We start from the raw sequence: 23,234 nt of genomic DNA on the forward strand, positions 1-23,234 counted from the left end.
GTTTGCCAATGTTTTCTGCAGGGGAGATGTCGAAATGACCGAATCCGAGCCGCGAAGCTCGCTCGTTTCCTGCCTGGGCTACAAGGATGCCGATGCGGCCGTCATCTGGTTATGCCGAGCATTCGGGTTCGAGGAACATGCCGTCTACCGCGACGAGGCGGGCAAGGTCGTTCATGCCGAGCTTACGTTCGGGAATGGCATGATCATGCTGGGACCTGACCAGGGCGGTGATTTCGGTAAGCGGGTCATGACGATGCCGGAGCGCGCGGGTGGGCGCTGCACGCAGACGATTTACGTCATCGTTGCGGACGTCGATGCGCATCATGCGCGTGCGGAGGCGGCGGGTGCCGAGATCCTCATTGCTCCGCGCGGCGAGAGCTATGGCGGGCGCAGCTATTCCGCGCGTGATCCCGAAGGACATGCCTGGAGTTTCGGAAGCTACGATCCCTGGGTCCGCTAGGCTTTGAACTCACTGTGGATGGCTCATCACTGCACCAGCAGCAATGAGCTCACAGCCTCGTGCTTGTGCTCGCTTTGTCGATCGTTCAGGTTCGGTGTCCTAGCCTCTTGGCGGTGGAGTTTTCTATGAGCTTGTGGAGATGTTTGATCGGATTGTCGGTGGTTTTGACGGCGGCGTCGGGTGTGCGCGCTGAAGATGAAGCGGGACTCGTCGGTGCGACGTGGCTCGCGGAGGATATCGGCGGGGCGGGTGTCGTCGACAACGTACAGTCCAAGATCACGATCGATAGCGCCGGAAAGGTGAGCGGATCGGGTGGATGCAACCGGTTGATCGGATCGGTGGAGGTGGATGGCGACAAGATCACCTTCGCGCCGCCCGCGACGACGCGGATGATGTGCCCTCCCGCCGTGATGGATCAGGAAGGGAAGTTCATCGACGCGCTTCAGAAGGCACGCGGCTTCACGCTCGAAGAGCCGTTTCTGAGGCTTCTCGGCGAGGACCGCGCGGAACTCGTTCGCCTCATCAGGTCAGAGCCGTGAGCGTGGAGTTGGGGAAAGCAGAAGTGGCTTTGACGATACGCGCTTTTCGCCCGGACGATGCCTATGCCGTATGGGAGCTTCTCGAGCCCGTGATCCGAGCGGGCGAAACTTACGCGCTTGCGCGGACGCTGACCCGGGCTGAGGCCCTTGGCTATTGGACAGGGGCGGATCGCGAGGCGTTTGTTGCGGAGGCGGGCGGGCGCGTGGTCGGCACTTACTATCTCAAGGCAAATCAAGCAGGCGGCGGTTCACACGTTGCCAACTGCGGTTATGTCTCGGCTCAAGATCAAACCGGGAAGGGCATTGCGCGCGCGATGTGCTCGCACTCTCTCGCGGCGGCGCGCGAGAGAGGTTTTCGCGCCATGCAGTTTAATCTGGTCGTCAGCACGAATACGCGCGCGGTCGAGCTTTGGAAAAGCCTCGGCTTCGAGATCGTGGGCCAGCTTACGCGCGCGTTTCAGCATCCGGTTCACGGCGAAGTCGATGCCTTCGTCATGTATCGTCTGCTGTGACGACGCTTGATGTGCGACTGATCAGATCTTTGCGAAGTGACCCGCAGGGCGGCACGACCATTTCTTGACGTACCAGTTCGGGTGCTCGCCGGTCCATTTCGCGACCTCGGGGATCGCGCGCATCATGCATTGCTGCGGAGTTACGCTCTCGCTCGCGTAGGTGAGGCCGACATCCTTGCACTTCGCGGGGTCGGCGGAGAGGCAGACCACTAAAGCAAGCTCGATCATCTTATGGACCCTTTTTATTGGCGTTGAGCCGTTCCTCAAGGCCGGGCGTTTCGGGTCCCCATTGTCGTTTGTTGTTATTGGGAATGCGGTCATTGCCGCCTTCCGAAGCATTGGGAGAAAGCTAAATTTGGATTCGTCCACCGCCTACCAACAAAACCAGATTTGCATTTCCATTTCGGAATTCCATGGCTGGGAATGTCGCAGGTCCGGTCGATGCATGGTGTGTTTCCGTTGATTTTACGGGCGTGCCGAAGCGCCGGGGATTAGTTGTCGCGGGCTTTTGCGCGTGACGTTGCGTCAACGCGCCTCGCGTCCGGCGATATCAAACATCATTCAAATTCGACGGTGGGGACAAAGCGCGAGAGAAATTGACGCAAACCGCTATGCGAAAAATCGGACGAGCAGGCCGAGCCCGATCGTCGCGATCAACGTCAAATCGACGGGACCGAAACGATTGTCCACCCAGGCCGAAAGATGCTGGTAGCGCGGCATGAGGCGCGCGAGCCAAAGGGCTCCCAAGAAGATCCATCCAAGAAGGAAAGCGATCAAAGCGAAGACGAGGACGGTGTGTCGGGATCCGGGAGGCGTGGGGTCCGGCACGAGCGCAAGCAGGATCACGATGCCGATGGCGGAATAGACCAGGAAGCCGGCGAACACCTTCGCCGATTTGAGGAAGCCGGCGGGGTCGGTTTGCCACTGGCGGCGGAGGGCCGGGACCGCCGTGGCGAAGACCGCCAGGAGGAGGATGACTTTCGAAAGACTGGTGAGGTCCAAAGCTGTTGTCTCCGTCGCGCCATCGACAGGCATTTTCTTGCATCGAACCGGTGGTGACATCGCCGGGTCAAGCTCCAGCACCCGTATCACTACGCCCGTGCCGGGTTTGATGGAGCGTACACTGTTATTATTTTGCAACAGACGGAGCACAAGGGAAGGGTAATTACTGAGGTAGGGAACTCTTCCCATTTTCAAAGCCAGACTATCCGTTCACTGTTCTGGCGTGAAACGTTATTGCGTTTTGTGTTCTCCGCCTCCGCGGTACCCAAAATCGACAAATAACGGCTGAGATCGGGTGTCATCGGCACGGCGGGTAGGAAGCCTCTCCGTTGTCGGTGTCCAAATGCCCGGCGGGAGGAGCATATGTATCGCGTTCGACTGGGCTCATTCTGCCCGCAGTCCTCTTGGTATTTCGGCCAGAAATTCCGTCCGCCTTGGGACTAGCCCATCGCGCGTCATAGGACGCTGACGCGCTCAAGCGCACGCCATCTCGAAACATCACGATTTGCGCACCACCATCGCTCGATGGGGGACGGCATCACTTGTGCCGCGTTCTGCGCGGACGTCACCAGATTCAAGATCTCAGAGAATTCGATCGCGCAGAGCGGGCCTCGAAGCCCGACTGCGTGAACGGGTGGGTAATGCATAACAATGGGAGGAAGTGGAATGCTCAAGAAGACGATCTATTTGGCATGGGGATGTGTGCCGCTCATTCTCGGCGCCGCATCTCAGGCTGAAGCAGGAGACGCGGCCCGTTTCTCCGGCTTCTATGCCGGCGGACATGCAGCCTATGCCTACGGTGCGCCAGGTATCCAGATCTCCGGGTCAGAAGACGGGGCTGCGGAAATCGAAAAGGTGTTCGACATCACACCCGATCAGCGTAACAACGCGGGCGATTCGTGCACCAGCTCGTCATGCCGCTATGCGCGAGACGGCGTTTTCGGCGGAAAAATAGGCTCGGATGCCGACGGTTTTACGGGCGGTGCTCACATCGGCTACAACACTCAGTTCCAGAATGTCGTGCTCGGCGTTGAAGGCAGCTACGATTTCGGCGAACTCACCGGCAGCGGCAAGGGAGAGATCGAGGCCAAAAGCGGCAGCCTCTATTCCGGTCAAACGCTGGTCGATACGCCGACCTATCTGACCGCGCGATCCAGCCTTGAAAATCTGGCGAGCTTGCGCGGCCGCATCGGTTTCACGTCCGGATCGTTCATGCTCTACGGCACGGGCGGCGTTGCGTGGGTGGACTTCGAAGGAAGCGTGACGTCGCCGGATGGCTTCCCGCATCCCGTGAACACGGCGGTTTCCAACGAAAGCGCGACGCTGAAATTCGGCGAGAGCATGGTCGGTTGGGTGGCCGGCGGCGGCATCGAGTACATGGTTAGCGATGCGATCTCGATCCGGCTGGAGGCGATGCACTACGATTTCGGCGATGTTAAATTCGACGCCGAAGACGAAGGGAACATCGAGCAGATGGTCGGCAAGCAAGCCGTAACCGTCAATCAGGCGCGGGTTGGCGTCTCCTATCATCTGAACTGAAACGCGGATTTCTTCTCCCGCGATGGGGCCGTCCGCGAAAGCGGGCGGCTTTGTTGTTGGGCGCGGTGTTCCGCGTGTCAGGCGCTGGCCGCGGCGCGCGCAAAATGTGGGCGCAGAGCGGAAACCACGAACGCCACGCCGGTTGCCGCGAAGGTGGCGGCGATCACAAGCGCGACCTCATCCGTCATGCTTCCTGACCATTTGGAAGCGTGTAGGCCAACCGCCGCGAGGATGGCCGTGCCGGTCAACAAGCGAATGAGGCGGCCGGCGATGCGCGCTTCGGATGCGAAGAGCGCGCCCGCGATGCAGGCCACGAGTGTCACGATATAGGTTGGGATGGCGTAGGCTTCGCCAACCGTGAACACCGCGAGCGCGGTTGTCGCGAAGGCGAACGGCTGGCTCCACGTCACCCCGCTCCACACCTTTTCCCAGTGTGGCGCAGGACGTCCCGCGTCGCGGCGGCGCGAGAGCCAGATCGTGATGCCGGTGTGGGTGACGATGGTGAGGGCGAGGCCGAGTATTCCGTAGGCGACTTTCACCAGGAAACCGCCGAACCAACCGAAGTGCAAGGGTTGGAGGGCGCCCAGGATCTGCTTGCCGATCGAGCCGGTCTCGAGGCCCCCGTCTCCGAGCGGCTTGGCGTTGCCGTCGAAATAGTAAGTGTTGGACATCGCGAGATGGCCGGGCGTTCTCATGCCGAGATGGATGATCTGGCCGGCGTGAGCAACGTGACTCAGGTTGGCAGACACAAACTCGGCGTCCGGTGTCTTGGCTTGGATCTGGCGGATCATCGCCGCGATATCCGGAAGGGGTGCGGCCGTCTCGTCCTCGGAGGCGTGCGGCCCCAGGATGGTGGCGAAAGCTTTCTCGGAATCGCCATCGTAGGCTGCGAGCGCCAGCACGCCGACGATCAGCGTCGAGAGCCCAAGCAGTGCGCCGGTCGTCGAGACGACGACGTGAAACGGCAGCCCCCAGACGCCGAGACGATTGTGCAGGTCAGCTTCCTGCAGTCGGCGCGAGCCGCCCCATCTCAAATAGAACGCATCCTTGAACAGGCGCGGGTGGGACAAGAGGCCGGAAACGAGCGACGAGAGCAGGGCGACGCCGGTCAGCCCCACCAGAAACATGCCCCAGGTGCGCGGTAAATGAAGGTGCATGTGGAGATCACCAAGGAACTCCGACCACGGCGCCTTGTTCTCGGCGACGAGGGTGCCGGTCTGATCGGCGATCCAATTTCCTTCTCCGCCGGTCTCGTGATCGTGGAAGCTCACGAGAAAGCGTTTCTGGATCGGGCCCGGACCCATCAGGAACATGTCGTGCACGGCGTTGGCGGCGAGCGCTTTCTGATAGGCATTTTTGAGAGCCGTCGCCACGGCTTCGGGTGAGAGCGGTTGCTCAACGACGGGCGCGTTAGGTTGCTCCCAACGCTGCAGCTCATGGAGGAAGACGACCACGGTGCCGGAAAGGCAGACGATGTAGATGAGAGCGGCAAAGGCGATGCCGAGCGCGGAGTGGCCAGCGAGCATCGCGCGCACGAACTGCGGCGGCAGGAAGGGCTTCTTGCGTGCCTTCTGTGGTGTTGTGTCCTGCATATCAAAGCACCTTGGGCAGGAAGGCGATCCCGTATCCGAGCGCGGAGACAGATAGCAGAATGATCGTCGCGCGAACAAGGCGCGGATCGCAAAGCGTCCACGCCATGCCGCCTCCCCAAAGTATGGGAACGAGCAGGCCGCCGATCACGGCGCGATCTGCCGGCGGTAAGGGAAGATAGATCGCGAGGGCGACGCCGACGCCGATGGCCGCTATCCCAGACAGGACGATCGCGAGCAGGCTCTTGGCGATGCCGCGGCGCCAGTTGGTCGGGCGATCCTCGGGATCAAATGCGCTTTCGCGCGGGCCTCGCTGCTTGCTCACACGACGCTCATAGGTCGAGCCGATCAGCGCGTAGGCGGCGGTCGACACCGCACCGAGTGCGTAGGTCGTGCCCATTTCGGCACCCCATGCGCGCGCGAAGACATAGAAGCCGGAGATAACGGCCAGCCAGCCGCCAATGAGAAAGGCAAGGCCGCCAGAGCGTTTTTGCAGCCAGCGTCGGCGCAACAGCACGACGCCGGCGGTCAGAAGAAGACCGCCGGCGAGCGCGAGTGGCAGGGTTTGGTCGAGCGTATCAAGGCTCAATGCGGGGATGCCCTTTCGTCAGAATTTGTAGGTGAAGCCGGTGATGATGGTGCGGGCTTGGCCGATGAAGCAGTCGCCGCGATAGGCTGCGCAAGACGTCACGAAGAATTTGTCTTCCAGGTTCTGAGCCGTCAGCTGCCACCGCCAATCCTCGGTTTCGTAGGCGATCATGGCGTCGAACAGCGTGTAGGAAGGAGTTTTGATGTGCAGTTCCTGTTGGGTTGCGATGTCTCGTCCCCAGCTCTCCGCTTCGCCGACGTAACGCACGCCACCGCCAAACGATAAGCCTTTGAAGAGGCCGTCCTGGACACTGTAGATGGCCCATAGAGACGCGAGATGCTGCGGGATGCCGTCGACGCGTTTGCCTTCCATGAACTCCGGGATGCCGGATGCGACGGGATAGAGCTCGGGGTATTTCTCGTAGGTCGCGTCCGTGAAGGAGTACGAGCCGATGACTTTGAGTTCCGGCGTCACACGCCCAATGGCCTCAATTTCAAAGCCGCGAACCTTGACGTCGGCGCCCTGTACAGCCTGGAAGAGGATATCGGGCTGTACTATCTGGTTCTTGTCCGTCAGTTCATAGGCCGCGGCGTTGATCACGAAAGGCGCACCGTTCGGCTGATATTTGAAGCCGATCTCGACCTGTTCGCCTTCGACTGCTTTTGCAGCACGGGTTTGGGTGAAGGGGACAAAGATGTTGTCGCCGACGGGATTTCCGGGCTGTGGGGTAAACGACGTCGAGTAACTCACATAGGGCGTCAGTCCGAAGTCGAAATTATACATGAGGGCTGCGCGGCCAGTTGTGGCCGTATCGTCTTCGTCAGGTTGACCCTCTTGCTCGACCTTTAGCCAGTCTTGCCGCAACCCGAGGACTGCCGACCAAGGCCCCATCTTGAGCTGATCTTGAATGTACAGCCCGGTTTGGGTTTGCTCTTCGTGCGGACGGGCATAGAGGGGGATGGCGTTTGCCGGAATGAGGCCGCCCGAAAACGAAAGGAGGCTGGTCGATCGGCCGTAGATAGGATTGTAGATGTCGAAAATCGGCTGCGCTGCGAAGGGGCCGTAGTTCGTTTCCGTCAATAGGTTGTCGATTAGCGTGCCAGCATTCATCTGATCGGTGGAGTAGTTCATATAGTCGAATCCACCGGTCACTTTGTGATCAATCCAGCCGGTTCTGAACTTGCCCGTCAAATTTGTGTCCGAGTTGAAGACGTCGGTTTCCTGGTAAGTGATCGTGCGGGCGCGAGCGATTTCCGACTGCCCTTGATTGAGGAACGGTGCATGGCTTGTATCTAACGGCGGCAAAGAGATAGATCCCAAGAGACCATTGATGAACGAGAAACGAGAGGGTGTCAGGATCGCGGCATAGGTCGAGTCGTAGTCGTTCTCGGTGTGCGCATAGCGTGATGCGTGGTGAAGCTTCAAATACTCGCCGAACTTGTGGTCGACGAACACCGAGACGGACTGTGCATCGGTATCGTAGTGGTCTGTGGGCTCGCCGGCGAAGGTGCTGTGCTTAACGCGATTTCCGAAGTCGTTTGGTGTCAACGTGCCCAATGCGGGGAGGAATTGCTGTGTCGATCCGCTTTGATCCTTGCGGAAGTTTCCGAGCACGGTGATGCTCGTATCGTTCGTGGGCCGGTAGGTGAGTGACGGCGCCAGCATCAAGCGATCATTGTCGACGTAGTCGACCTGCGTGTCCGCCTCTCGACCGAGGCCCACGATGCGATAGAGCCACTTTCCGTCTTCGGTGAGCTTTCCAGTTGCGTCGAACTTCACCTGCTTGAAGTCGAACGACCCGTATTCGACGCCGATCTCACGGTAGGGGATTTCGCTTGGAAGCTTGGAAGCTCCGTTGATGATGCCGCCAGTCGGTGCCTGGCCGTAGAGCATGGAAGCCGGTCCGCGGAGAACTTCGGCACGCTCGAGCGCATATGGCTCGATGGGCGCCGTCGTCTGGCTGTAGCCGTATGTGGTGCGCAATCCATCGATAAAATATGAGCCGGCGATACCCCGTATGATGGCGGAATCGCCCCGGCTGTCTGGGCCGTACGGGTCGGCGAATACACCAGGAACATAGCGGAATGCTTCCTGGATACTCTGTACGCCCTGATCACGCATCTGCTCCTTGCCGACGACAGTGATCGACTGCGGCGTTTCTTTCAGCGGCGTGTCGGTCTTGGTGCCGGCTGTGGAGCTGGTCGCCACGTAATCCTTCACCGGAGACGCACCGTTGGTGACGCCTGAGGGGCGACCACCGGGAGGGGCGGCGATCTCGGCAGGCTGCGCCTGAGATGCGGCCTTGGGTGCGGCTTTGGCCTGAGCCTTTTTGGCGGGGGCCTTTTTCTGGGCGGCCTTGGCGGTCACTTCGAGAGGCGGCAATTCTGCGGGAGTCGCTGCGGGTTCGGCGGCTTGCTGGGCGTTGGCCGCGAACGGCGCCGTGCAAAATGCCAATGTGCATGCCGCGATGCGCGCGGTCGTGCGCGGATTGCGCGAGTTGAACTTCATCCCTAGCCCCCAAAGCCGTCTACGCAAGTACGAAGTCAGATGGGTTTGGCTGGCGTCGATCCGAGCTACGCAAAGGATCGGGGATGGCTGGCTAATACGCGAACTGACTGTAAGGGACGATATACCGGCACGCTGTTTTGTCTACCGTCGTAATCAACTTTACGAGCAGGCGTTGCTGCGATGCATCGCGGGAGCGGCTATCCGCGGAGCGTCAAAGCGCGTGAGTGGATCGGTTCGCGGTCAGCGGGCCGCAACCTTGGCCTCGACGACATCCCAGATCAAAGCCGCAATGTCGGCTCCGCCGAAGGCTTTTACCTGGCGAATGCCGGTCGGTGAGGTGACGTTGATCTCGGTGAGGAAGCCGCCGATCACGTCGATGCCGGTGAAGATTAGTCCGCGGCGCTTCAGCTCGGGTCCAAGGCGTGCGCAGATTTCGCGTTCGCGATCGGTCAGCTCGGTTTTGGCTGCGGTGCCGCCGACGTGCAGGTTCGAGCGGGTCTCGCCTTCGGCGGGCACCCGATTGACGGCACCTGCGACCTCGCCGTCGACCAGAATTATGCGTTTATCGCCGACGCGCACCTCGGGCCTGTATTCCTGCACCATGAACGGCTCACGGAACACGGTCTGGAACAGTTCGACGAGCGATCCGAGGTTGGTGTCCTCGGGGCGGAGGCGGAACACGCTGGCGCCGCCGTTGCCGTAAAGCGGCTTCAGGATGATGTCCTTGTGGGCGCGACGAAACGCGAGCACGTCTTCCAGCGAGCGGGTGACCAGCGTCGCCGGCATCAGGTCGAGAAAGTCGAGGACGAAGATCTTCTCGGGCGCGTTGCGGACGTGCGCAGGGTCATTGACCACCAGCGTTTTCGGATGAATGCGTTCGAGCAGGTGAGTGGTGGTGATGTAGGCCATGTCAAAGGGCGGGTCCTGGCGGAGCAGAACCACGTCCCAGTCGGCAAGATTTTCACGCCGCTGCTCGCCGCTGAGCTTGAAGTGGGCGCCGAGCTTGTCGGCGACATTCAAAGTGTGTCCGCGTGCGAGCAGGCGGTCGCCTTCGAGGGCCAGATTGGGCGGAGTGTAATAGAAAATCTCGTGCCCGCGCCGCTCGGCCTCGAGCAGGATCGCGAACGTGCTGTCGCCGCGGATATCGATCCGCTCGATCGGGTCCATCTGGCAGGCGACGCGGAGTGTCATGCAGGTGCTCTCGTCAGTGTCTCAAAGCCGAAGCGCAGGATTAGCACGGCATGCGCGCGTGCGCGCAAGTCCGTCGGTTTCGTTCCGGACGCCTGAGATGGGGTTACCGGGCCGCTGCTTCTACCAACGTGGGCCGATGTAGGGCGGATCATAACGCGCATCGGCGCAGCGTTCGCCGTTCCAATAGCGATACTTGCCGCAGCTCGACGGTGCCGGTGGGAGAGCCAGCCAACCGTAGACCGGAGGCTCGTAGACGGCAGGCGGCGGCGGTGGCACGGCGCGATAGATGCGGGCAGGCGGCGGAGGTGGGGGTGGCAGGTAGTATTCAGGCGGATAATAGAAGTCGTCGTCCTCGGCGTCGCGATACCAACGCTCTCCAACCTCTATCCGCGCCGGATCTTCTCGAGAGAGGCTCGCCGCTCCGGACAACGGACCTGCGGTTGCGTTATCTGTGGTCCAGAGAAGGTTGGCGGCCAGAAGGCCGTACAATGGGACGTGGACGAGCGTACGCATAACGAACTCCATGGCTCCCGGCCCTGGAGAGTTTAGCGAATTCGGTCTGGAGAGTCCTTGCCCGCGCAACTCGGGCGGCTGGTCAAGTGTCGTTAATCTTGACGTCCGGTGACACGCGCCCCAATCCCGGAAAGGGCGCGTGCGTACCGGGCGGGCTCAGGCTTTCTCGTCGCCGCTAATGACACGGCCCATCCATTCATCGATCGAGATATGTCCGGCTTTCTCTACGGCGGTGGTCTCGTGCGGACGCAGGATATCCTGCAGGCCGTCGATGCGTTTCCACTCGCAAAGCGGAGTTTCGGTGCCGGCGCGCGGCACATAGCGCGAAGCGGCTTCCTTTTTGTAGCGGTGGACGTAGCGCGGGCAGTTCTGCCAGATTTCCGAGACGGTCACCTTGACGACGAGCTCCGCTTCTTTGAAGAGGCCCAGAAGTGGGCCTTCCTTCACCAGCTCCGCGCGGCCCTGAAGGCGCAGGCGGTGCGGCTTTTCGAAATCGATGAAGAGGCAGCCTATCTCGGGATGGGCGGTGATGTTGCCCGTGGAGTAGTACATCCCGTTGCCGTCGTAGCTCGGGAAGGCGAGAGTTTGGGCGTCCAGTACGCGGACGAAGCCGGGATCGCCGCCTTTGTACGACACGGTGGGGCGCCCGTTGTGATCGACGGACGAGAGAAAGAACATGTCGCGGCTTTCGATGAAGGCGCGCGCCATGTCGTCGATCTCGGTCTTGGCCGCGATCGCCTCGATGCGATCAGCCATCGGCCGGCTTTCGAAGCGATCCTGAAGCTCGCGATGCTGCGGCCCATACAACCTGCTCATGTTCCTCTCCCTGGACTTTCTTCTTGTCCTTGTTTCCTGCCTTGGTCAGCGCCCTGCGACGCTTAGACATTTTTAGTGTTCGTTAATGAGATGTTAACCGCTTGGCATCGATTTACCAGCGTCACCCGCGGGACAGCGCCCGGTGGGATTTCCCGATAGTTTCTGCGTCATGTAAGGCCAATGGAGATTACCATGACGCCCAATTCATCGATTGCCACAGCCGGAATTTTCTCGCCGCTTCGCATCGCGCTCGCCGCATTCGCGCTGACCGGCGCGCTGGCCACCGAGGCCGGTGCCGTCAGCCTCACCGTCAAGCTCGCCTGCGCCAACGACTACTACGCCTATTGCAGCCAGCATTCGCCCGGTAGCCCCGGCGTTCGCCAGTGCATGCGCGCCCACGGCTCGCAGCTGTCGCAGCGTTGCGTGAGCGCGCTGATTTCGGCGGGCGAGGTTTCGCAGACCGAGGTCGAGCGGCGCAAGGCCGTCGCGTCGGCGCGGCGCTCCAAGACGGCTTCCGCCGACTGATCTTTTTTCCTCCGGAGCGAGGAGACGAATAAGGGCGCGAGACCTCGGGTTTCGCGCCCTTTCCATTTTGCTGGAAGCCAAGCGGCCGCGCTTACTTCTTGTCGTCGTCCTTGTCGGGCGTGCCGTGCTTGGCCTTGATGCTGTCGATGCCGGCCTTGAAGATGCCGTCCATGGTGCTGCGCGCTTCCTTGGCGTCCTTGCCGTCAGCCGGATCGTAGGTCGCGCTCCAGCTCACGTTGATCTCGTCGAGATCGTCGTCATCCGGGGTCACCGAGAACTGCGCTTCGTAGTTCTTGACCGGCAGCGGGCTTTCGATGATCTCGTAGCGATAGCTCGTGGCCCCGGTGTCGACGAGCTTTTCCTTGATCTTGCCGCCGTCCTTCAGGGTAAGCGTGCGGAAGGTGTCATTGCCTTCCTTGCTCTCCTCGCAGGAGGCGATGGCGGGGTGCCACTCCTGGATCGCGCACCAGCCGCCAATCTTGGCCCACAGCGCTTGGCGCTCCTGCTCGGTCTTGGTCTCGTCGACATTAAGCTCGAGCTTCTTGGCCGAGACGAGGCTCGCGGCGGTGGCGGACACAGTTCCTGCAACCAAAGCGCCTGTGGCCAGCATCAGCGCGACAATCGATCTTCTCATAAGGCGTTCTCCCGTGGCGGGCCGTCGAGGCCTCGGTTTGATGAGGTTGTTACTCTGTAGCGTATAAAACATCAGGGTGGGGTCAGGAAGACCTGGCAATCACACATGTTCGTGTGGTCCTAAATGCTGCCGTCAGAGGGCATTTTCGAGGTGCTGGGGCCAGCGCCAGCCGACCAGAAATACGATGTCGAAACCGAGGTCGTGAGCCTGGAAGGCCGGGTTCCGGCTGAGCCAGAGGCTCGCTGCGCGGCGAATTCGGGCGCGCTGGGCCGGGGTTATGGCCGCTTCGGCCGCTTCCAGCGTCGCGCGTTGCTTCACTTCGACGAAGGCCACGCGGTGTCCGCGGACGGCGATCAGGTCGATTTCGCCAAGCGGGCTTTTTTCCCGTTTTGCGAGGATGCGGTACCCGTGCAGCCGGAGAGCCAGGGCGGCCAACCATTCGGCGCGCCGGCCTCGCCTGTCGCGGGCGCGGCGCTCGTCGCGCCACTTTTCGTCGGGTGCCTTTCCGCTCCCGACCACGGCGCTCAGCTCCGGTCGCGGCGTTTGAGGGCGAGGGCAACGTCATAGACCCGGGCTTTGGGCACCTTGAGCGTATCGGCGACGACGCGGGAGGCGTCTCGGAGGCTCAGGCTTTCCAACACCGGGGCCAGGCTCTCCTCGATCATCGCGTCCGAGATGTCCCGCTGCTCGGGCGGGCCGACGACGATTACGACCTCGCCTTTGGGCGCTTCCGCAGCAAAACCTTGGGCGAGATCCGAGAGGGTGCCGCGGCGTACGTCCTCGTGCAGCTTGGTCAGCTCGCGCGCGACGGCCGCCTCGCGGTTGCCGAGCTCTTGCGCGAGGTCAGCGAGCGTTGCGGCGGTGCGGGTGGGGGCTTCAAAGAAGACCAGCGTTGCGGGAATGGCGGCAAGCTCGGCGAGGCGGGATTTTCTTGCGCCCTCCTTGGCCGGGAGGAAGCCCGCGAAAAAGAAAGCGTCAGTCGGCTGACCGGAGACGGTGAGGGCGGCTAAAGCAGCAGAGGGCCCGGGAACCGCGATCACCTGATGCCCGGCCGCCGCGGCATCTCGCACCAGCTTGAAGCCGGGATCGGAGATCAGTGGGGTGCCGGCATCGCTGATCAGCGCCACGACACGGTCGTCCGCCAGCTCGCGGAGAACGCGCGGCCGTTGCTCCTCGGCGTTATGCTCATGATAGGGCCGAAGGGGTGTGCGAATGGCATAGTGAGCAAGCAGCGTGCGGCTGTGCCGCGTGTCTTCGCAGTAGACGACATCGGCGCGGGCCAATGTCGCGACGGCGCGCAAGCTCATGTCGGCGAGATGGCCGATCGGGGTCGAGACGAGATAGAGGCCCGGTGCCAGCGGCAAGGCAAGCTGGCGTTCGATTTCGAACGTCACGCGTCCCACCGTCGCGGTGGTGGATCCCTTCGGGGTTTCGGGAGGCTCGTCGCTCATCTTTCCGCCCCTAAGCCGGACTAGCGTTCTGACGTTTTCTAACGTTCGCCTGCGGTTATCACTTTCGACGGCGCGGGTGCGCCTTGGCGGGTGGTGGTCTCAAACTCCTCGCGGCCCCCTGTTTCAACCATCCGCCGTGGAAAAACCAAGACATATTTGGGTTGCCGTGAGAAAATTCACTTCACCCTGCAAGACTGGACCTGTAACCAAGGGCGCTCGAAAGCGAGTGAGACTGGCAGCCGGTCTACGCGTTTTCCGTGTGTTCACTCGAATAGGTCATGGTACTCCCAGCGTGACGATTGTGTTTCCCGGCTGCAGAGGACCGCATCCATGACCGGCGCCAACTCGGCTGTCCGTCTTGTGAATTGGGTCCGGTGTCTGCGCGTTCGCGTTCACTCCGTCCTTTGCGTTGCGGGGCTCGTCGTGCTGGCGGGGCTAGCCGCGGGATGCGCGACGAACTTCGGCGGCTCGTCCGACATGACGGCTGCGCTCGGCGATTCAAAAGGTGGCGTGCCGCTTGCCGACGGAAAGCCGCAGAAGCCGGTGCGGATCGGTATGCTGCTGCCGCTTTCCGGGTTTGGCCAACAAGCGGCCACGGCCAAGGGCCTCAAGCAAGCCGGCGAGCTTGCGCTCTTCGAACTCGACAATCCGCTGGTGCAGCTCATCGTCAAGGATGACAAAGGCACGCCGCAGGGCGCTGCCCGCGCCGCCGAGGAAGCGATCAGCGAGGGCGCCGAAATCATCCTGGGGCCGTTGACGGCGCAGGCAACCACGGCCGTCGCGCCGATCGCGAGCAAGGCCAACGTTGCCGTGATCTCGTTCTCGAACGACCGGCGTGTTGCCGGCAATGGCGTCTATCTGATGAGCTTCCTTCCGGAGCAGGAGATCGAACGTATCGTCGGTTATGCGGCGGGCAAGGGGAAACGCCGCTTCGCGGCGCTGCTGCCGGATGATGGCTATGGGGCGGTGATCGAGCCGGTGCTGCGTCGTGCCGTCGAAAAGAACGGCGGCACGTTGGCCGCGGCCAGCCGCTACCCGCAGGACACCAATGCGATGCTCGCGCCAGTTCGGGCGATGGCAGACGAATTGAAACAGAGCATGGATACGGGGGCGCCGATCGATGCGTTGTTGATCGCGGCGGGGCCGGATGTGCTGCCGCAGATCGATCCCATCCTGACCTACTCGGGCATCAGCAGCGATCGCGTGCAGCTGCTCGGCACCGGGGGCTGGGATTTCCCGAACGCGGGACGCAGCCCGGCGTTCGTGCGTGGATGGTATCCGGGGCCGGATCCGCATGGATGGGCCGACTTCGCGCAGCGGTTTTCGCGCTCGTTCGGGCAGGCGCCGCCGCGCCTCGCGAGCCTAGCGTATGACGCCGTCAGTATTGCCATTACGCTGTCTTCGGCTGAGCCGGGGCAGCGCTACACGCCGCAGATGATGGCGCGGCCTTCCGGGTTCACGGGCGTGGATGGCAGTATCCGGTTCGCAACCAACGGGCTGCCGGAGCGCTCTCTGGCCGTGCTCGAACTGCAGACGTTCGGCGGCAATATTCTCGATCCGGCGATGCCGGTCGCGCCGTCCGATGCGCGGATGACGGCGGTCGGCGCGCGGTAACGCCGTCCGCGCGAGCCATTTTGCGCAGTGTTTCTTGAGTTCGATTTGTTGGATCAGGCGGCGGCCGTCAGCATCCGGCCTTTGGGGCGCGTGGCGGCATTCTTGCGCGATAGCTCAAGCAGCGCTTCGATCGATGTTTCGAGTTCAGCTGCCTGCGGGAACAGCGGGATCGGGCCGTGCTCGAGCTGCTCGTAGCTCATCAGCGGACGCAGCTCGTCGCGCATGCGGTCCAGAACGTAGGTCAGGGCGTCCAATTGCTCGGCAGCGGCGTTGTGATACGCGATGGCGGCTTCGGTGCCGGTGCCGACGGCAGCCAGCGGTTCGGTGGCGAGCGACCAAGCCAACGGCTCGTTCAACAGCTCGGCTTCAACGTGCCGGATCTTGATTTCGGGTTCGGCTTTTTCGGCGGCGCTAAATTTCTCGCGGATCGCCGCAATCGGTGCCGATCGAAGAGTTTCGCTTGCCTGCCACGTCGTTCTCGCGAAGCTGTTCACGCGGATTGCGAAATCCTTCGCGCGGCCGGGCAGACGGCGCCCTTCGTCCAGAACGAAGAAAACGAGATCCTCGAACCAGAATGGGCGGGGCGGTGACAGGCGTAGGCCGAGCATTCGCAATTTCCGTGCGCTGTAGCGTCAACGCGAAAATCGTCGCCACGCATAGCGGCGCGGCCGGTCTTTCGCAGCATTTCGGTGGGCAGTCGAAAGCTGAGCTTATTCGCGTATTTAGGCAATCGAATTCGTTTCGTAAGGTTTTCGACCGCCGCAAATTCGCAACTTCATTATTGAAATTGCATGGCTAATATTTCGTAAATGGAAAAGCTGCCTAGGCAACGAGACGCAGTTTTCGCGGCTGTTTGGGCGAAAGCGGGGATCAATGCCGCCCAGTGGCCGGAGCCGTTTCGGGACCGTCGATCTTCAGTGCCGCAGGGACGACATGAGAGGCCGGCATCAGCAACCCGGCTGGGCCTGCTGCGCGGTGCGCCGCCTTTGACTGTCCGCTCTGGCCTTCGTCGTGCGCAGCGTTGCGGATGGCGGCCGGTCCGCGATAGCGATAGTGCCCCGTGACCTGATCGACGAAGAGCGCGTCCTCGAGCTGGGGACCCCAGCCGCGATTGTGGACGATCATCAGCCGGCCGGATGGCGCCATGACTGACGACACCATCGCGATGTGGGCGCGGGCGCCCCGGTTCTGCGGCCGGTGGTAGGTGACGATGTCGCCGGGCCGGTAGTCCTCAGGGAACGAGGTGATCGGCAAGCTTTCGCCGTGGGTCGCGAAGAATTTGCGCAGGATCTCGGTACGGCGATGATCGATGTTGGCGTCGCCACGTCCGGAGCGGGCTTCATGGACCAGCGTTTGCAGGTCGAGGCCGATGGCGCGGTAGGCGCGGACGATCACGTCGGTGCAGACGCCGAACAGGCTCGGAACGTCGCCCATCGGATAGGAGATGCTCCGATAAGCGTCGTTATAGATGACGAGCTTGCCGACCTGGGATTCGGCAGCGGCGGCGAGGCGCAGGCCAAAGGCATCGGCGGTCAGCGTCATGTGGTCGTTGGCCGGAGCCGCGACCGCTGTCGCGAGGGACGCGGCCTGATCGGCCGAGCAAATGCCGGCGAATATAGGGTTGCCGTTGCTGTCGGCTTCATAACTTTCGAGAAGCGGAGGGGCCGCGGAGCGTTCCGGGCCGCCCATTTCCCGGGCAGGAACCGGCGGAAGCATCAGCGCGAGCGTGGTTACTGGCGCGGTCGTCTGCTCGGCCGCTGTCGCCGGAACCGACGCGAGTTCGCTTTCGGTCGTTGAAGGCGCGCCCAAAGGTTCGGGAGCGCCGAGCGCCAGAGCCTCTTGCCCGAGAGGGGCGGTATTCAATGCCAGCCCGGCGTCCTGAATTTCGCGAACGAATGCGGAGCCTGCTACCGGTGCCAACAACGCGGTGGGGCTTAGCTGGACCTCGCGCGCGACGGAGCGGGGAAGCGCCGAGAACGGCAGTCCGGCGGTGGCGTCCGGGCGAACGGGAGCGATTTCAAGCTCCGGGGCGCTGACGACCGAGATGTAGGAGTGCAGCGTGCGGACCGACTGATGAACCACCACGGCGGAGGCCACGAGCAGGAACGGCAGGAAGAGAAGCGCCAGGGCTTCACGTTCGTCCGAGGAATAGGGCAGCGTCGCCGCCCGCGCGCGGGATTGGAGGTGGCGGAAGCGCGCCTGAAGTTTGTGCGGGGAGAGAGCGTCGGAGAGGTTCCGCGGGTCTGGTAGATCCGCGAGGCTGCGTCGGGCGAAGGCGATCCCCGACGCGGCGAAATCAGAGACACGCCGTTCAGCGGTCGCGAAGAAGGCGGCCGGGTTGCGAGGTTTGCTCTGGGGCTTCAGCGCACGCAAAGGCGCAGCCGCGGGCCTGGGTGCGCGGTGCTTTGCCTTCGGCTTTGGTTTGCGCGGCTTTTTCACCTCGAGGGCCCGATATCCCGGGGAAAGTCTCTGCGTGAATTCTAGTTTACAACCCGATGTTTCACCATCGTAAAAATCGGTTACGGATGATTTTCCTGGGCAGGCGTTGCAGGTATTGGCAACCCCAGGCGGTGTCGGATCTGCAACGCGTCGATGCCGGCCGCACGCAGCTCCCGCAGCCCCGTGTCACGAGCGCTTTTTGAGAGCTTGCGTCCATCGGTGTCGGTCAGCAACCGGTGGTGATGATAGACCGGCTCGGGCAGCCCGAGGATTGTTTGCAGCAAACGATGCAGGCTCGTTGCGGCGTAGAGGTCTCGCCCGCGGGTGACGTGGGTCACGCCTTGGCGGCCGTCGTCGACGACGACGGCCAGATGGTAGCTCGTCGGCGTGTCCTTGCGCACAATCACCGCGTCGCCCCAGTCGGCGGGGTTTATCTCGATGCGCTGCGGGTTGCCGTGTTCATCGAGCTCGGTGAACGTGACGTGGCGCGTGCCGGTTATGCCTTCGAGCGCATCGATGGCGCGATCCATGTGGAGGCGCAGCGCGAACGGCTCGTTGCGGGCGAGGCGCACGGCGATCTCCTCCTTCGGCAGGTGCTTGTGCAGACCCGGATAAAGGGGAGCGCCATCCGGATCGACGGCGTCCGGGAAAAGCTCCGTGGCTTCGCCGATCTCGGCGCGGGTTGCGAAGCAGGGATAGAGCAGGCCGAGCTTCAGAAGCCAGTCGGATGCGGCGCTGTAGGTCGTGAAGTGAAGGCTCTGGCGCAGCACCGGCTCTTCCCAGGTGATGCCGAGCCAGGCGAGATCCTCGTAGATGTGCGTGATGTATTCCTCGCGGCAGCGCGTGGTGTCGATGTCCTCGATGCGGAGCAGGAAGCGTCCGCCGAGTTTCTCCGCCATGTCGAAGCCTATGAGTGCCGACAGTGCGTGGCCGAGATGGAGCTCGCCGTTCGGGCTCGGCGCGAAACGCAAGACGGGGCGCGCGCTCATAGGATGAGACCGGGGACGCTATGGGGGATGTGGAGGTTCATTCGCATCAATCGCATTGGCCGGATTTTCCGGCGCCGGGCGAGTAGGTCGGCGCGATGGCTTCGATGATACGATCGTAGATGTGCCGCTCGGAGACCGGATAGAGCAAGGCCCAGCTGTTGATGATCCGCCCGCCGCACGTGAAGCTCACGCGTTCGTAGAAATGCATGCTGCCGCGGGTTCCGGAGATGATGAACCACCTATTCTTGACCGGCGCGTAGTCGATATCCGCTCCGTTGTAATTTTCGGAGAGCAGCTGGTCGCGATACTCAGCGAGCGTTGCGGCGGTCTCGTTTGCAAACGCACCAACGACCAGCCTTGCTCCGCCATCGCGCGAGACGAGCACGAGGCCGTCATCAGAGGGGATTTCGTTCTGTATGGTGAAGACCGAGCCCGGATAGGCAATCATGAAGCCGTGCCGCTCGCTCTCGATCTTTTCCCAGTCTTTGAGCTTGGCGCGTGCGGCCAACGCATCGGCCGCGCAGACACCTGTTCCGGCTGCCACGACCAGGGCCAGCAAACCCGCGTACCAGCGCCGCTTCAGGTTGTGCCGCATTACACCACCTCCACACGCGAGACTTTTCAATGTCAGTTCGGCTAGCCTACTTTGCAAGGTGAGCGGCGAAAAGCGCGGAGCGTGTCACACCCGGTGCCGAGAAAGGTCGTCCACAAAAAAGCGCAGCGTGGTGCGGTCGCGACGATCGAGACCGTCGATGACATTCGGGCTGCTGCGCGTGCGCTGCGCAAGCTCTGTCCGGTGATGCGGCGCGTGCACGATCTCGTCGGGGATCCGCCGTTGCGCCGCAACGTATCGGGGTTCGTCGGGCTGGCGCAGGTCGTGGTCAGCCAGCAGCTTTCGATTGCGAGCGCAGGGGCGATCTGGAAACGCACGGCCGCCGCCGTCGATCCGTTCGACGCCGAGACGCTGCTTCTTTCGGAAGATGCCACATTGCGCGCCGCGGGACTTTCGCGCGGAAAGATCAAGACGCTTCGGGCGATGGCCGCGGCGCAGGTCTCCGGCGCGCTTCGCTTCGATCAGACGGTCAGTGCGGAGGAGTTGCGCGAAGCGCTGCTCGCGATCAGCGGCATCGGTCCTTGGACGGCGGACATCTACACCATGTTCTGTCTCGGCGACGTCGATGGTTTTGCAGCCGGGGATCTCGCGCTGCAGATCGCAGTGCAGCGCGCATTTGGCCTCGCTGAGCGCCCCACCGCGCGAGCGCTCGAGGAGATTGCGGAGCGGTGGCGGCCCTGGCGCGGTGTTGCCGCTCGGTTGCTCTGGGCCTTTTACGCCCATCGCGATCCGTTGCCGTGACTCAGATCCAATCGGGGTTTTTTCCCGTATTAACATCGTCATCCTGCGAAATCGGCGTCTAAAATTTCTAATATCGGCGAGGAGCTTCACAGAGCTGACATGCGTCGCTAGTATCCGCTCCCGAAAGCGGGGGTGACGCCCCGATTCGACGAACCGACTGGAAGCAAGCTCGTGAATGCTCATGCTGCCACGCCGGAAGCGTTTCCGGCACTGGTTCTCAACGCCGACTTCCGACCCCTGAGCTACTATCCTTTGTCGCTCTGGAGCTGGCAGGAGTCGGTGAAGGCCGTCTTTTTGGACCGCGTCAACATCGTCTCCGAATATGACCGTACGGTCCGGAGCACGAGCTTCGAGATGCGGCTGCCGTCCGTCGTCTCGCTCAAAACCTACGTCAAGCCAGCGCTTTATCCGGCCTTCACGCGGTTCAACGTGTTTCTGCGCGATCGCTTCTCGTGCCAGTATTGCGGGTGCCGGGACGATCTCACGTTCGATCATCTGATCCCGCGCTCGCGCGGTGGGCAAACGCGCTGGGACAACGTCGTGACGGCGTGCGCGCCGTGCAATCTCCGGAAGGGCGGCGAGATGCCGTGGGATGCCGGGATGCGGCCCTATCAGCATCCGTATCGGCCGACGGTGTTCGAATTGCACCGCAACGGGCGTTTGTTCCCACCCAACTACCTGCACGATAGCTGGCTCGACTATCTCTACTGGGATACCGAGCTCGAGCCTTAGGCTCCCGGCATCGGCGCGAATGCGGCGGGCGAGCTAGCGGCGCGAAGTCACGCGCCGTTGACTTTGCGGCCATACGCGGTTCTGGTGGACTTCTGTCCTTTTCCCGAGCGTGAGCCATGAACAGCGTGTCCTGGGGTGAATATCGTCCGCCATTCCCCGAACGCCTGGCGTTCGGGGCCGTGAAGCGCCGCTTGGCGCGCGGCGACTTGAAACGAGCCATCCGTCGCTATCTCGCACGCAATGGGTTCGTTGCGGATGTCCTGATCGACGGCATCAAGATGCGCTGTCACGTCGGCGACAATTACACCGAGCGGCTTCTGGCCGAAGGGACCTATCAGGGAAACCTTGAGAGCATCAGCCTGATCACTTCTTCTCTGAAGCAAGGCGATGTTTTCGTGGATGTCGGCGCCAATTGCGGTTTGTTCACGCTATTCAGCGCTCGGGTCGTGGGACCGGCCGGGTTGGTGGTTGCAATCGAGCCGGTGCCGGCCATGCGCGATCGTCTCAGCTTCAATGTTGCGTCCAATGACTTCGGCAACGTGCGTATCGTCGGCAATGCTGTCGGCGATGCGCCCGGCGAGCTGGTCATTCATTCGAATCCAACGCAGTTCGGACGGTCTAGTCTGCTGCCGGCCGAAGACAGCGTCCCGATCAAGGTCGAGGTCACGACGCTGCACGATATCGTCGTTCGCGCGGGGGCTTCACGCGTCGACGCGCTGAAGATCGATATCGAAGGGTACGAAGATAGGGCTCTGGCGCCGTTTTTCGCCACCGCGCCGCGCGAACTTTGGCCCCGCCGCGTTCTGATCGAGGACCGTCACAAACACTGCTGGGAGCGTGATGTTATCGGTCTCATGCAGTCGCTCGGCTACGAGACGGAATGGAGAGGGCGACACGATGCGCTCCTCTCCTTAACGGGTCATCCTGCGGCGGCCTGAAGCCTGCAAAAAAATGACCCCGTTTCCGGGGCCAGTTTTGGAAGGTCTAACAGGGATCGCTGCACGCGTGGCCTAGGCCGCGCGTTTGACGGGTTTGGCGCAGAGCACGAAGGCGATGGCTTCGACGGCCTTGCTCCAATCGCCCGCGTCCGCAGCCGTGCTCTCGGCGCCGAATGCACGCATCGCGTCTTTGGCGGAGCCGCCGTCGCGGAAGAAGCGCGCGCAGGACTGGCGCGCAATGCCGACGGCCTGATGCCACTGCATGGGGTTGATGTGCTCGGGGATCATCGGATCGCTCCTTATTCCTACTTGCGACGCAAATGGATCGGCAAGCACACCTGAGTTCTTCAGTGCCACTACGCGAGACCGGTTCATGTGGCACCAACTAAGACTGATGTCAGGTTCCAGGTATGCTTGCCTACTCGTTGAAGGCGGGACTGCCTTCGAATCTCACAGCCGAGAAACGCACTACTCGGGGCTCGGCCATTCCCGATTTATCTTTCGCTTTCCGTCTGCGACGCAGGGTGACCTGCACCGCTTGCATCGGGATGGGATGCCGCCAGGATTACGCCAACAACATCACGCAACGAACGCCACGTACTCTCTTCCATCGTACTCACTCACGTTAGGCGCCACTTTCACGCTTTGCTTGGCACGCGGATACGAATGATCTCGCTTGGACGCATACGACTGGACGCGGACCATGGTGCGGGCTCGAACAAAAACGCGGGACGCTGACACTCTGAACTCTGCTTTTCGTGTGCGAGCCGTCCGGACATACGCACGAACTTTGTTGTCCGGGCGGCTCGCTTCATTCTTTCAAACACGCCCGCAAGCGTGTTTTTGGGGGATGCAGGGGGGTACGCGAACTCGGTTTTACGCATTACGCCTACGCTTTTACGCAACTCACACGGACGCATTACTGGGGTACGCGGTACTAGGGGGTACGCACTACAGAGGCAGCTTGTTGGCCGATACGCAGGCCGGGTACGCTTACGCAACGCAACGACACTCTGTACGCAACTGACGCAACGCTCACTCACTCGGTTCCGGACAGCGGAACGAAACTCTGTTGATAACGTTCGGGTCGAGTGGGGGACGCTCGACCTTGTCACAGCTTTGGAGTGCTTCTGCTGTTTCGAGAGAGACATCGGGGAGCGGCTTATACTCAAGACCGCTTCGCTGCTTCTCTCGCCTCAACTTTGACTCCATCGCGGTCCGCATCACTCGAAGGTTCATTTTGTGTTCCGCGAATGATGACAATTAACCGTGACACTATGGCCACGCGAAGGCGCAAAAT

General features: G+C 62.0%; 25 protein-coding genes. 9 read left to right on the plus strand and 16 right to left on the minus strand.

The annotated features are described in order from the left end of the window. Positions 1-34 precede the first annotated feature (34 nt). The 3 genes from RCO24_RS09175 (at position 35) to RCO24_RS09185 (ending at position 1,511) form a co-directional block, all read left to right on the plus strand. Complete coding sequence (locus RCO24_RS09175) at positions 35-460, plus strand: VOC family protein (RefSeq protein ID WP_308961543.1); 426 nt, start codon at positions 35-37, stop codon at positions 458-460. Between the two features lie 125 nt (positions 461-585). Further along, positions 586-999 carry an META domain-containing protein gene (locus RCO24_RS09180; protein WP_308961544.1) on the plus strand — a complete coding sequence of 138 codons (414 nt, stop codon included), beginning with the start codon at positions 586-588 and terminating at the stop codon, positions 997-999. A gap of 23 nt (positions 1,000-1,022) precedes the next feature. After that, positions 1,023-1,511 carry an N-acetyltransferase gene (locus RCO24_RS09185; RefSeq protein ID WP_308961546.1) on the plus strand — a complete coding sequence of 163 codons (489 nt, stop codon included), beginning with the start codon at positions 1,023-1,025 and terminating at the stop codon, positions 1,509-1,511. 21 nt (positions 1,512-1,532) lie between these two features. Here the strand turns inward: RCO24_RS09185 and RCO24_RS09190 are convergent, their stop codons facing one another. Both RCO24_RS09190 and RCO24_RS09195 read right to left on the minus strand, forming a co-directional pair. After that, positions 1,533-1,739 carry a hypothetical protein gene (locus tag RCO24_RS09190; protein ID WP_308961547.1) on the minus strand — a complete coding sequence of 69 codons (207 nt, stop codon included), beginning with the start codon at positions 1,737-1,739 and terminating at the stop codon, positions 1,533-1,535. 381 nt (positions 1,740-2,120) lie between these two features. Beyond that, positions 2,121-2,702, minus strand: a complete 582-nt coding sequence (locus RCO24_RS09195; protein ID WP_308961548.1) for a hypothetical protein — start codon at positions 2,700-2,702, stop codon at positions 2,121-2,123. Positions 2,703-3,179: 477 nt separating this feature from the next. On the opposite strand from RCO24_RS09195, the gene RCO24_RS09200 reads away from it, so the two are divergent. Continuing rightward, entirely contained in the window at positions 3,180-4,052 is an 873-nt protein-coding gene (locus tag RCO24_RS09200) for an outer membrane beta-barrel protein (RefSeq protein ID WP_308961549.1), read from the plus strand. Between the two features lie 77 nt (positions 4,053-4,129). Here RCO24_RS09200 and RCO24_RS09205 read toward each other — a convergent pair whose 3' ends face one another. The 6 genes from RCO24_RS09205 to RCO24_RS09230 all read right to left on the minus strand — a co-directional run bounded on the left by RCO24_RS09205 (position 4,130) and on the right by RCO24_RS09230 (position 11,258). Next, complete coding sequence (locus RCO24_RS09205) at positions 4,130-5,644, minus strand: PepSY-associated TM helix domain-containing protein (RefSeq protein ID WP_308961550.1); 1,515 nt, start codon at positions 5,642-5,644, stop codon at positions 4,130-4,132. 1 nt (position 5,645) lies between these two features. After that, positions 5,646-6,230, minus strand: coding sequence for a hypothetical protein (locus RCO24_RS09210; protein ID WP_308961552.1), 585 nt, complete (start codon positions 6,228-6,230; stop codon positions 5,646-5,648). Between the two features lie 18 nt (positions 6,231-6,248). Further along, entirely contained in the window at positions 6,249-8,738 is a 2,490-nt protein-coding gene (locus RCO24_RS09215; RefSeq protein ID WP_308961553.1) for a TonB-dependent siderophore receptor, read from the minus strand. A gap of 240 nt (positions 8,739-8,978) precedes the next feature. Next, the gene (gshB, locus tag RCO24_RS09220) at positions 8,979-9,929 is read right to left on the minus strand and encodes a glutathione synthase (RefSeq protein WP_308961554.1); all 951 of its coding nucleotides are present in this window, start codon (positions 9,927-9,929) and stop codon (positions 8,979-8,981) included. A gap of 120 nt (positions 9,930-10,049) precedes the next feature. Continuing rightward, positions 10,050-10,442 (minus strand): hypothetical protein, encoded by a 393-nt coding sequence (locus RCO24_RS09225; protein WP_308961555.1) that lies wholly within the window; start codon positions 10,440-10,442, stop codon positions 10,050-10,052. A 156-nt stretch (positions 10,443-10,598) separates the two neighbouring features. After that, positions 10,599-11,258 carry a pyridoxamine 5'-phosphate oxidase family protein gene (locus tag RCO24_RS09230; protein ID WP_308961556.1) on the minus strand — a complete coding sequence of 220 codons (660 nt, stop codon included), beginning with the start codon at positions 11,256-11,258 and terminating at the stop codon, positions 10,599-10,601. Positions 11,259-11,450: 192 nt separating this feature from the next. Between RCO24_RS09230 and RCO24_RS09235 the strand changes: the two genes are divergently transcribed. Further along, complete coding sequence (locus RCO24_RS09235) at positions 11,451-11,783, plus strand: hypothetical protein (protein WP_308961557.1); 333 nt, start codon at positions 11,451-11,453, stop codon at positions 11,781-11,783. A gap of 91 nt (positions 11,784-11,874) precedes the next feature. Here the strand turns inward: RCO24_RS09235 and RCO24_RS09240 are convergent, their stop codons facing one another. The 3 genes from RCO24_RS09240 to rsmI all read right to left on the minus strand — a co-directional run bounded on the left by RCO24_RS09240 (position 11,875) and on the right by rsmI (position 13,868). Then, positions 11,875-12,417 carry an SRPBCC family protein gene (locus RCO24_RS09240; protein WP_308961558.1) on the minus strand — a complete coding sequence of 181 codons (543 nt, stop codon included), beginning with the start codon at positions 12,415-12,417 and terminating at the stop codon, positions 11,875-11,877. 132 nt (positions 12,418-12,549) lie between these two features. Then, entirely contained in the window at positions 12,550-12,936 is a 387-nt protein-coding gene (locus RCO24_RS09245; protein ID WP_308961559.1) for a YraN family protein, read from the minus strand. 5 nt (positions 12,937-12,941) lie between these two features. Then, the gene (gene rsmI, locus RCO24_RS09250; RefSeq protein ID WP_308961560.1) at positions 12,942-13,868 is read right to left on the minus strand and encodes a 16S rRNA (cytidine(1402)-2'-O)-methyltransferase; all 927 of its coding nucleotides are present in this window, start codon (positions 13,866-13,868) and stop codon (positions 12,942-12,944) included. Between the two features lie 330 nt (positions 13,869-14,198). On the opposite strand from rsmI, the gene RCO24_RS09255 reads away from it, so the two are divergent. Further along, positions 14,199-15,482: a penicillin-binding protein activator gene (locus tag RCO24_RS09255; protein ID WP_308961561.1), complete on the plus strand. Its 1,284-nt coding sequence runs from the start codon at positions 14,199-14,201 to the stop codon at positions 15,480-15,482. A gap of 53 nt (positions 15,483-15,535) precedes the next feature. Here the strand turns inward: RCO24_RS09255 and RCO24_RS09260 are convergent, their stop codons facing one another. The 4 genes from RCO24_RS09260 to RCO24_RS09275 form a co-directional block, all read right to left on the minus strand. Next, positions 15,536-16,090 carry a hypothetical protein gene (locus RCO24_RS09260; RefSeq protein ID WP_308961562.1) on the minus strand — a complete coding sequence of 185 codons (555 nt, stop codon included), beginning with the start codon at positions 16,088-16,090 and terminating at the stop codon, positions 15,536-15,538. Positions 16,091-16,352: 262 nt separating this feature from the next. Continuing rightward, positions 16,353-17,855, minus strand: coding sequence for a DUF1287 domain-containing protein (locus RCO24_RS09265; protein WP_308961563.1), 1,503 nt, complete (start codon positions 17,853-17,855; stop codon positions 16,353-16,355). 146 nt (positions 17,856-18,001) lie between these two features. Next, entirely contained in the window at positions 18,002-18,910 is a 909-nt protein-coding gene (gene gluQRS / locus RCO24_RS09270) for a tRNA glutamyl-Q(34) synthetase GluQRS (protein ID WP_308961565.1), read from the minus strand. 46 nt (positions 18,911-18,956) lie between these two features. Continuing rightward, a complete protein-coding gene (locus tag RCO24_RS09275; RefSeq protein WP_308961566.1) occupies positions 18,957-19,505 on the minus strand; it encodes a hypothetical protein in 549 nt (182 codons plus the stop codon). A 93-nt stretch (positions 19,506-19,598) separates the two neighbouring features. On the opposite strand from RCO24_RS09275, the gene RCO24_RS09280 reads away from it, so the two are divergent. The 3 genes from RCO24_RS09280 to RCO24_RS09290 all read left to right on the plus strand — a co-directional run bounded on the left by RCO24_RS09280 (position 19,599) and on the right by RCO24_RS09290 (position 21,934). After that, positions 19,599-20,264, plus strand: coding sequence for a DNA-3-methyladenine glycosylase 2 family protein (locus tag RCO24_RS09280; protein ID WP_308961567.1), 666 nt, complete (start codon positions 19,599-19,601; stop codon positions 20,262-20,264). A gap of 171 nt (positions 20,265-20,435) precedes the next feature. After that, positions 20,436-20,996, plus strand: a complete 561-nt coding sequence (locus RCO24_RS09285; protein WP_308961568.1) for an HNH endonuclease — start codon at positions 20,436-20,438, stop codon at positions 20,994-20,996. A 116-nt stretch (positions 20,997-21,112) separates the two neighbouring features. After that, on the plus strand, positions 21,113-21,934 hold the full coding sequence (locus RCO24_RS09290; RefSeq protein WP_308961570.1) for an FkbM family methyltransferase: 822 nt from the start codon (positions 21,113-21,115) through the stop codon (positions 21,932-21,934). 72 nt (positions 21,935-22,006) lie between these two features. Here the strand turns inward: RCO24_RS09290 and RCO24_RS09295 are convergent, their stop codons facing one another. Beyond that, positions 22,007-22,222: a hypothetical protein gene (locus RCO24_RS09295; RefSeq protein WP_308961571.1), complete on the minus strand. Its 216-nt coding sequence runs from the start codon at positions 22,220-22,222 to the stop codon at positions 22,007-22,009. Between the last annotated feature and the right edge of the window lie 1,012 nt (positions 22,223-23,234).

The sequence above is a fragment of the Hyphomicrobium sp. LHD-15 genome, assembly GCF_031157355.1.
Lineage (GTDB): Bacteria > Pseudomonadota > Alphaproteobacteria > Rhizobiales > Hyphomicrobiaceae > Hyphomicrobium_C.

Excerpts from the sequence above, each read along its gene's own strand:
- RCO24_RS09205 (WP_308961550.1), bottom strand. The coding sequence starts at position 5,644 with ATGCAGGACACAACACCACAGAAGGCACGCAAGAAGCCCTTCCTGCCG.
- RCO24_RS09290 (WP_308961570.1), top strand. The coding sequence starts at position 21,113 with ATGAACAGCGTGTCCTGGGGTGAATATCGTCCGCCATTCCCCGAACGC.
- RCO24_RS09180 (WP_308961544.1), top strand. The coding sequence starts at position 586 with ATGAGCTTGTGGAGATGTTTGATCGGATTGTCGGTGGTTTTGACGGCG.
- gluQRS (WP_308961565.1), bottom strand. The coding sequence starts at position 18,910 with ATGAGCGCGCGCCCCGTCTTGCGTTTCGCGCCGAGCCCGAACGGCGAG.
- RCO24_RS09195 (WP_308961548.1), bottom strand. The coding sequence starts at position 2,702 with ATGGGAAGAGTTCCCTACCTCAGTAATTACCCTTCCCTTGTGCTCCGT.
- RCO24_RS09255 (WP_308961561.1), top strand. The coding sequence starts at position 14,199 with ATGACCGGCGCCAACTCGGCTGTCCGTCTTGTGAATTGGGTCCGGTGT.
- RCO24_RS09295 (WP_308961571.1), bottom strand. The coding sequence starts at position 22,222 with ATGATCCCCGAGCACATCAACCCCATGCAGTGGCATCAGGCCGTCGGC.
- RCO24_RS09200 (WP_308961549.1), top strand. The coding sequence starts at position 3,180 with ATGCTCAAGAAGACGATCTATTTGGCATGGGGATGTGTGCCGCTCATT.
- RCO24_RS09215 (WP_308961553.1), bottom strand. The coding sequence starts at position 8,738 with ATGAAGTTCAACTCGCGCAATCCGCGCACGACCGCGCGCATCGCGGCA.
- RCO24_RS09230 (WP_308961556.1), bottom strand. The coding sequence starts at position 11,258 with ATGAGCAGGTTGTATGGGCCGCAGCATCGCGAGCTTCAGGATCGCTTC.
- RCO24_RS09260 (WP_308961562.1), bottom strand. The coding sequence starts at position 16,090 with ATGCTCGGCCTACGCCTGTCACCGCCCCGCCCATTCTGGTTCGAGGAT.
- gshB (WP_308961554.1), bottom strand. The coding sequence starts at position 9,929 with ATGACACTCCGCGTCGCCTGCCAGATGGACCCGATCGAGCGGATCGAT.
- RCO24_RS09190 (WP_308961547.1), bottom strand. The coding sequence starts at position 1,739 with ATGATCGAGCTTGCTTTAGTGGTCTGCCTCTCCGCCGACCCCGCGAAG.
- RCO24_RS09225 (WP_308961555.1), bottom strand. The coding sequence starts at position 10,442 with ATGCGTACGCTCGTCCACGTCCCATTGTACGGCCTTCTGGCCGCCAAC.
- rsmI (WP_308961560.1), bottom strand. The coding sequence starts at position 13,868 with ATGAGCGACGAGCCTCCCGAAACCCCGAAGGGATCCACCACCGCGACG.
- RCO24_RS09240 (WP_308961558.1), bottom strand. The coding sequence starts at position 12,417 with ATGAGAAGATCGATTGTCGCGCTGATGCTGGCCACAGGCGCTTTGGTT.
- RCO24_RS09275 (WP_308961566.1), bottom strand. The coding sequence starts at position 19,505 with ATGCGGCACAACCTGAAGCGGCGCTGGTACGCGGGTTTGCTGGCCCTG.
- RCO24_RS09175 (WP_308961543.1), top strand. The coding sequence starts at position 35 with ATGACCGAATCCGAGCCGCGAAGCTCGCTCGTTTCCTGCCTGGGCTAC.
- RCO24_RS09235 (WP_308961557.1), top strand. The coding sequence starts at position 11,451 with ATGACGCCCAATTCATCGATTGCCACAGCCGGAATTTTCTCGCCGCTT.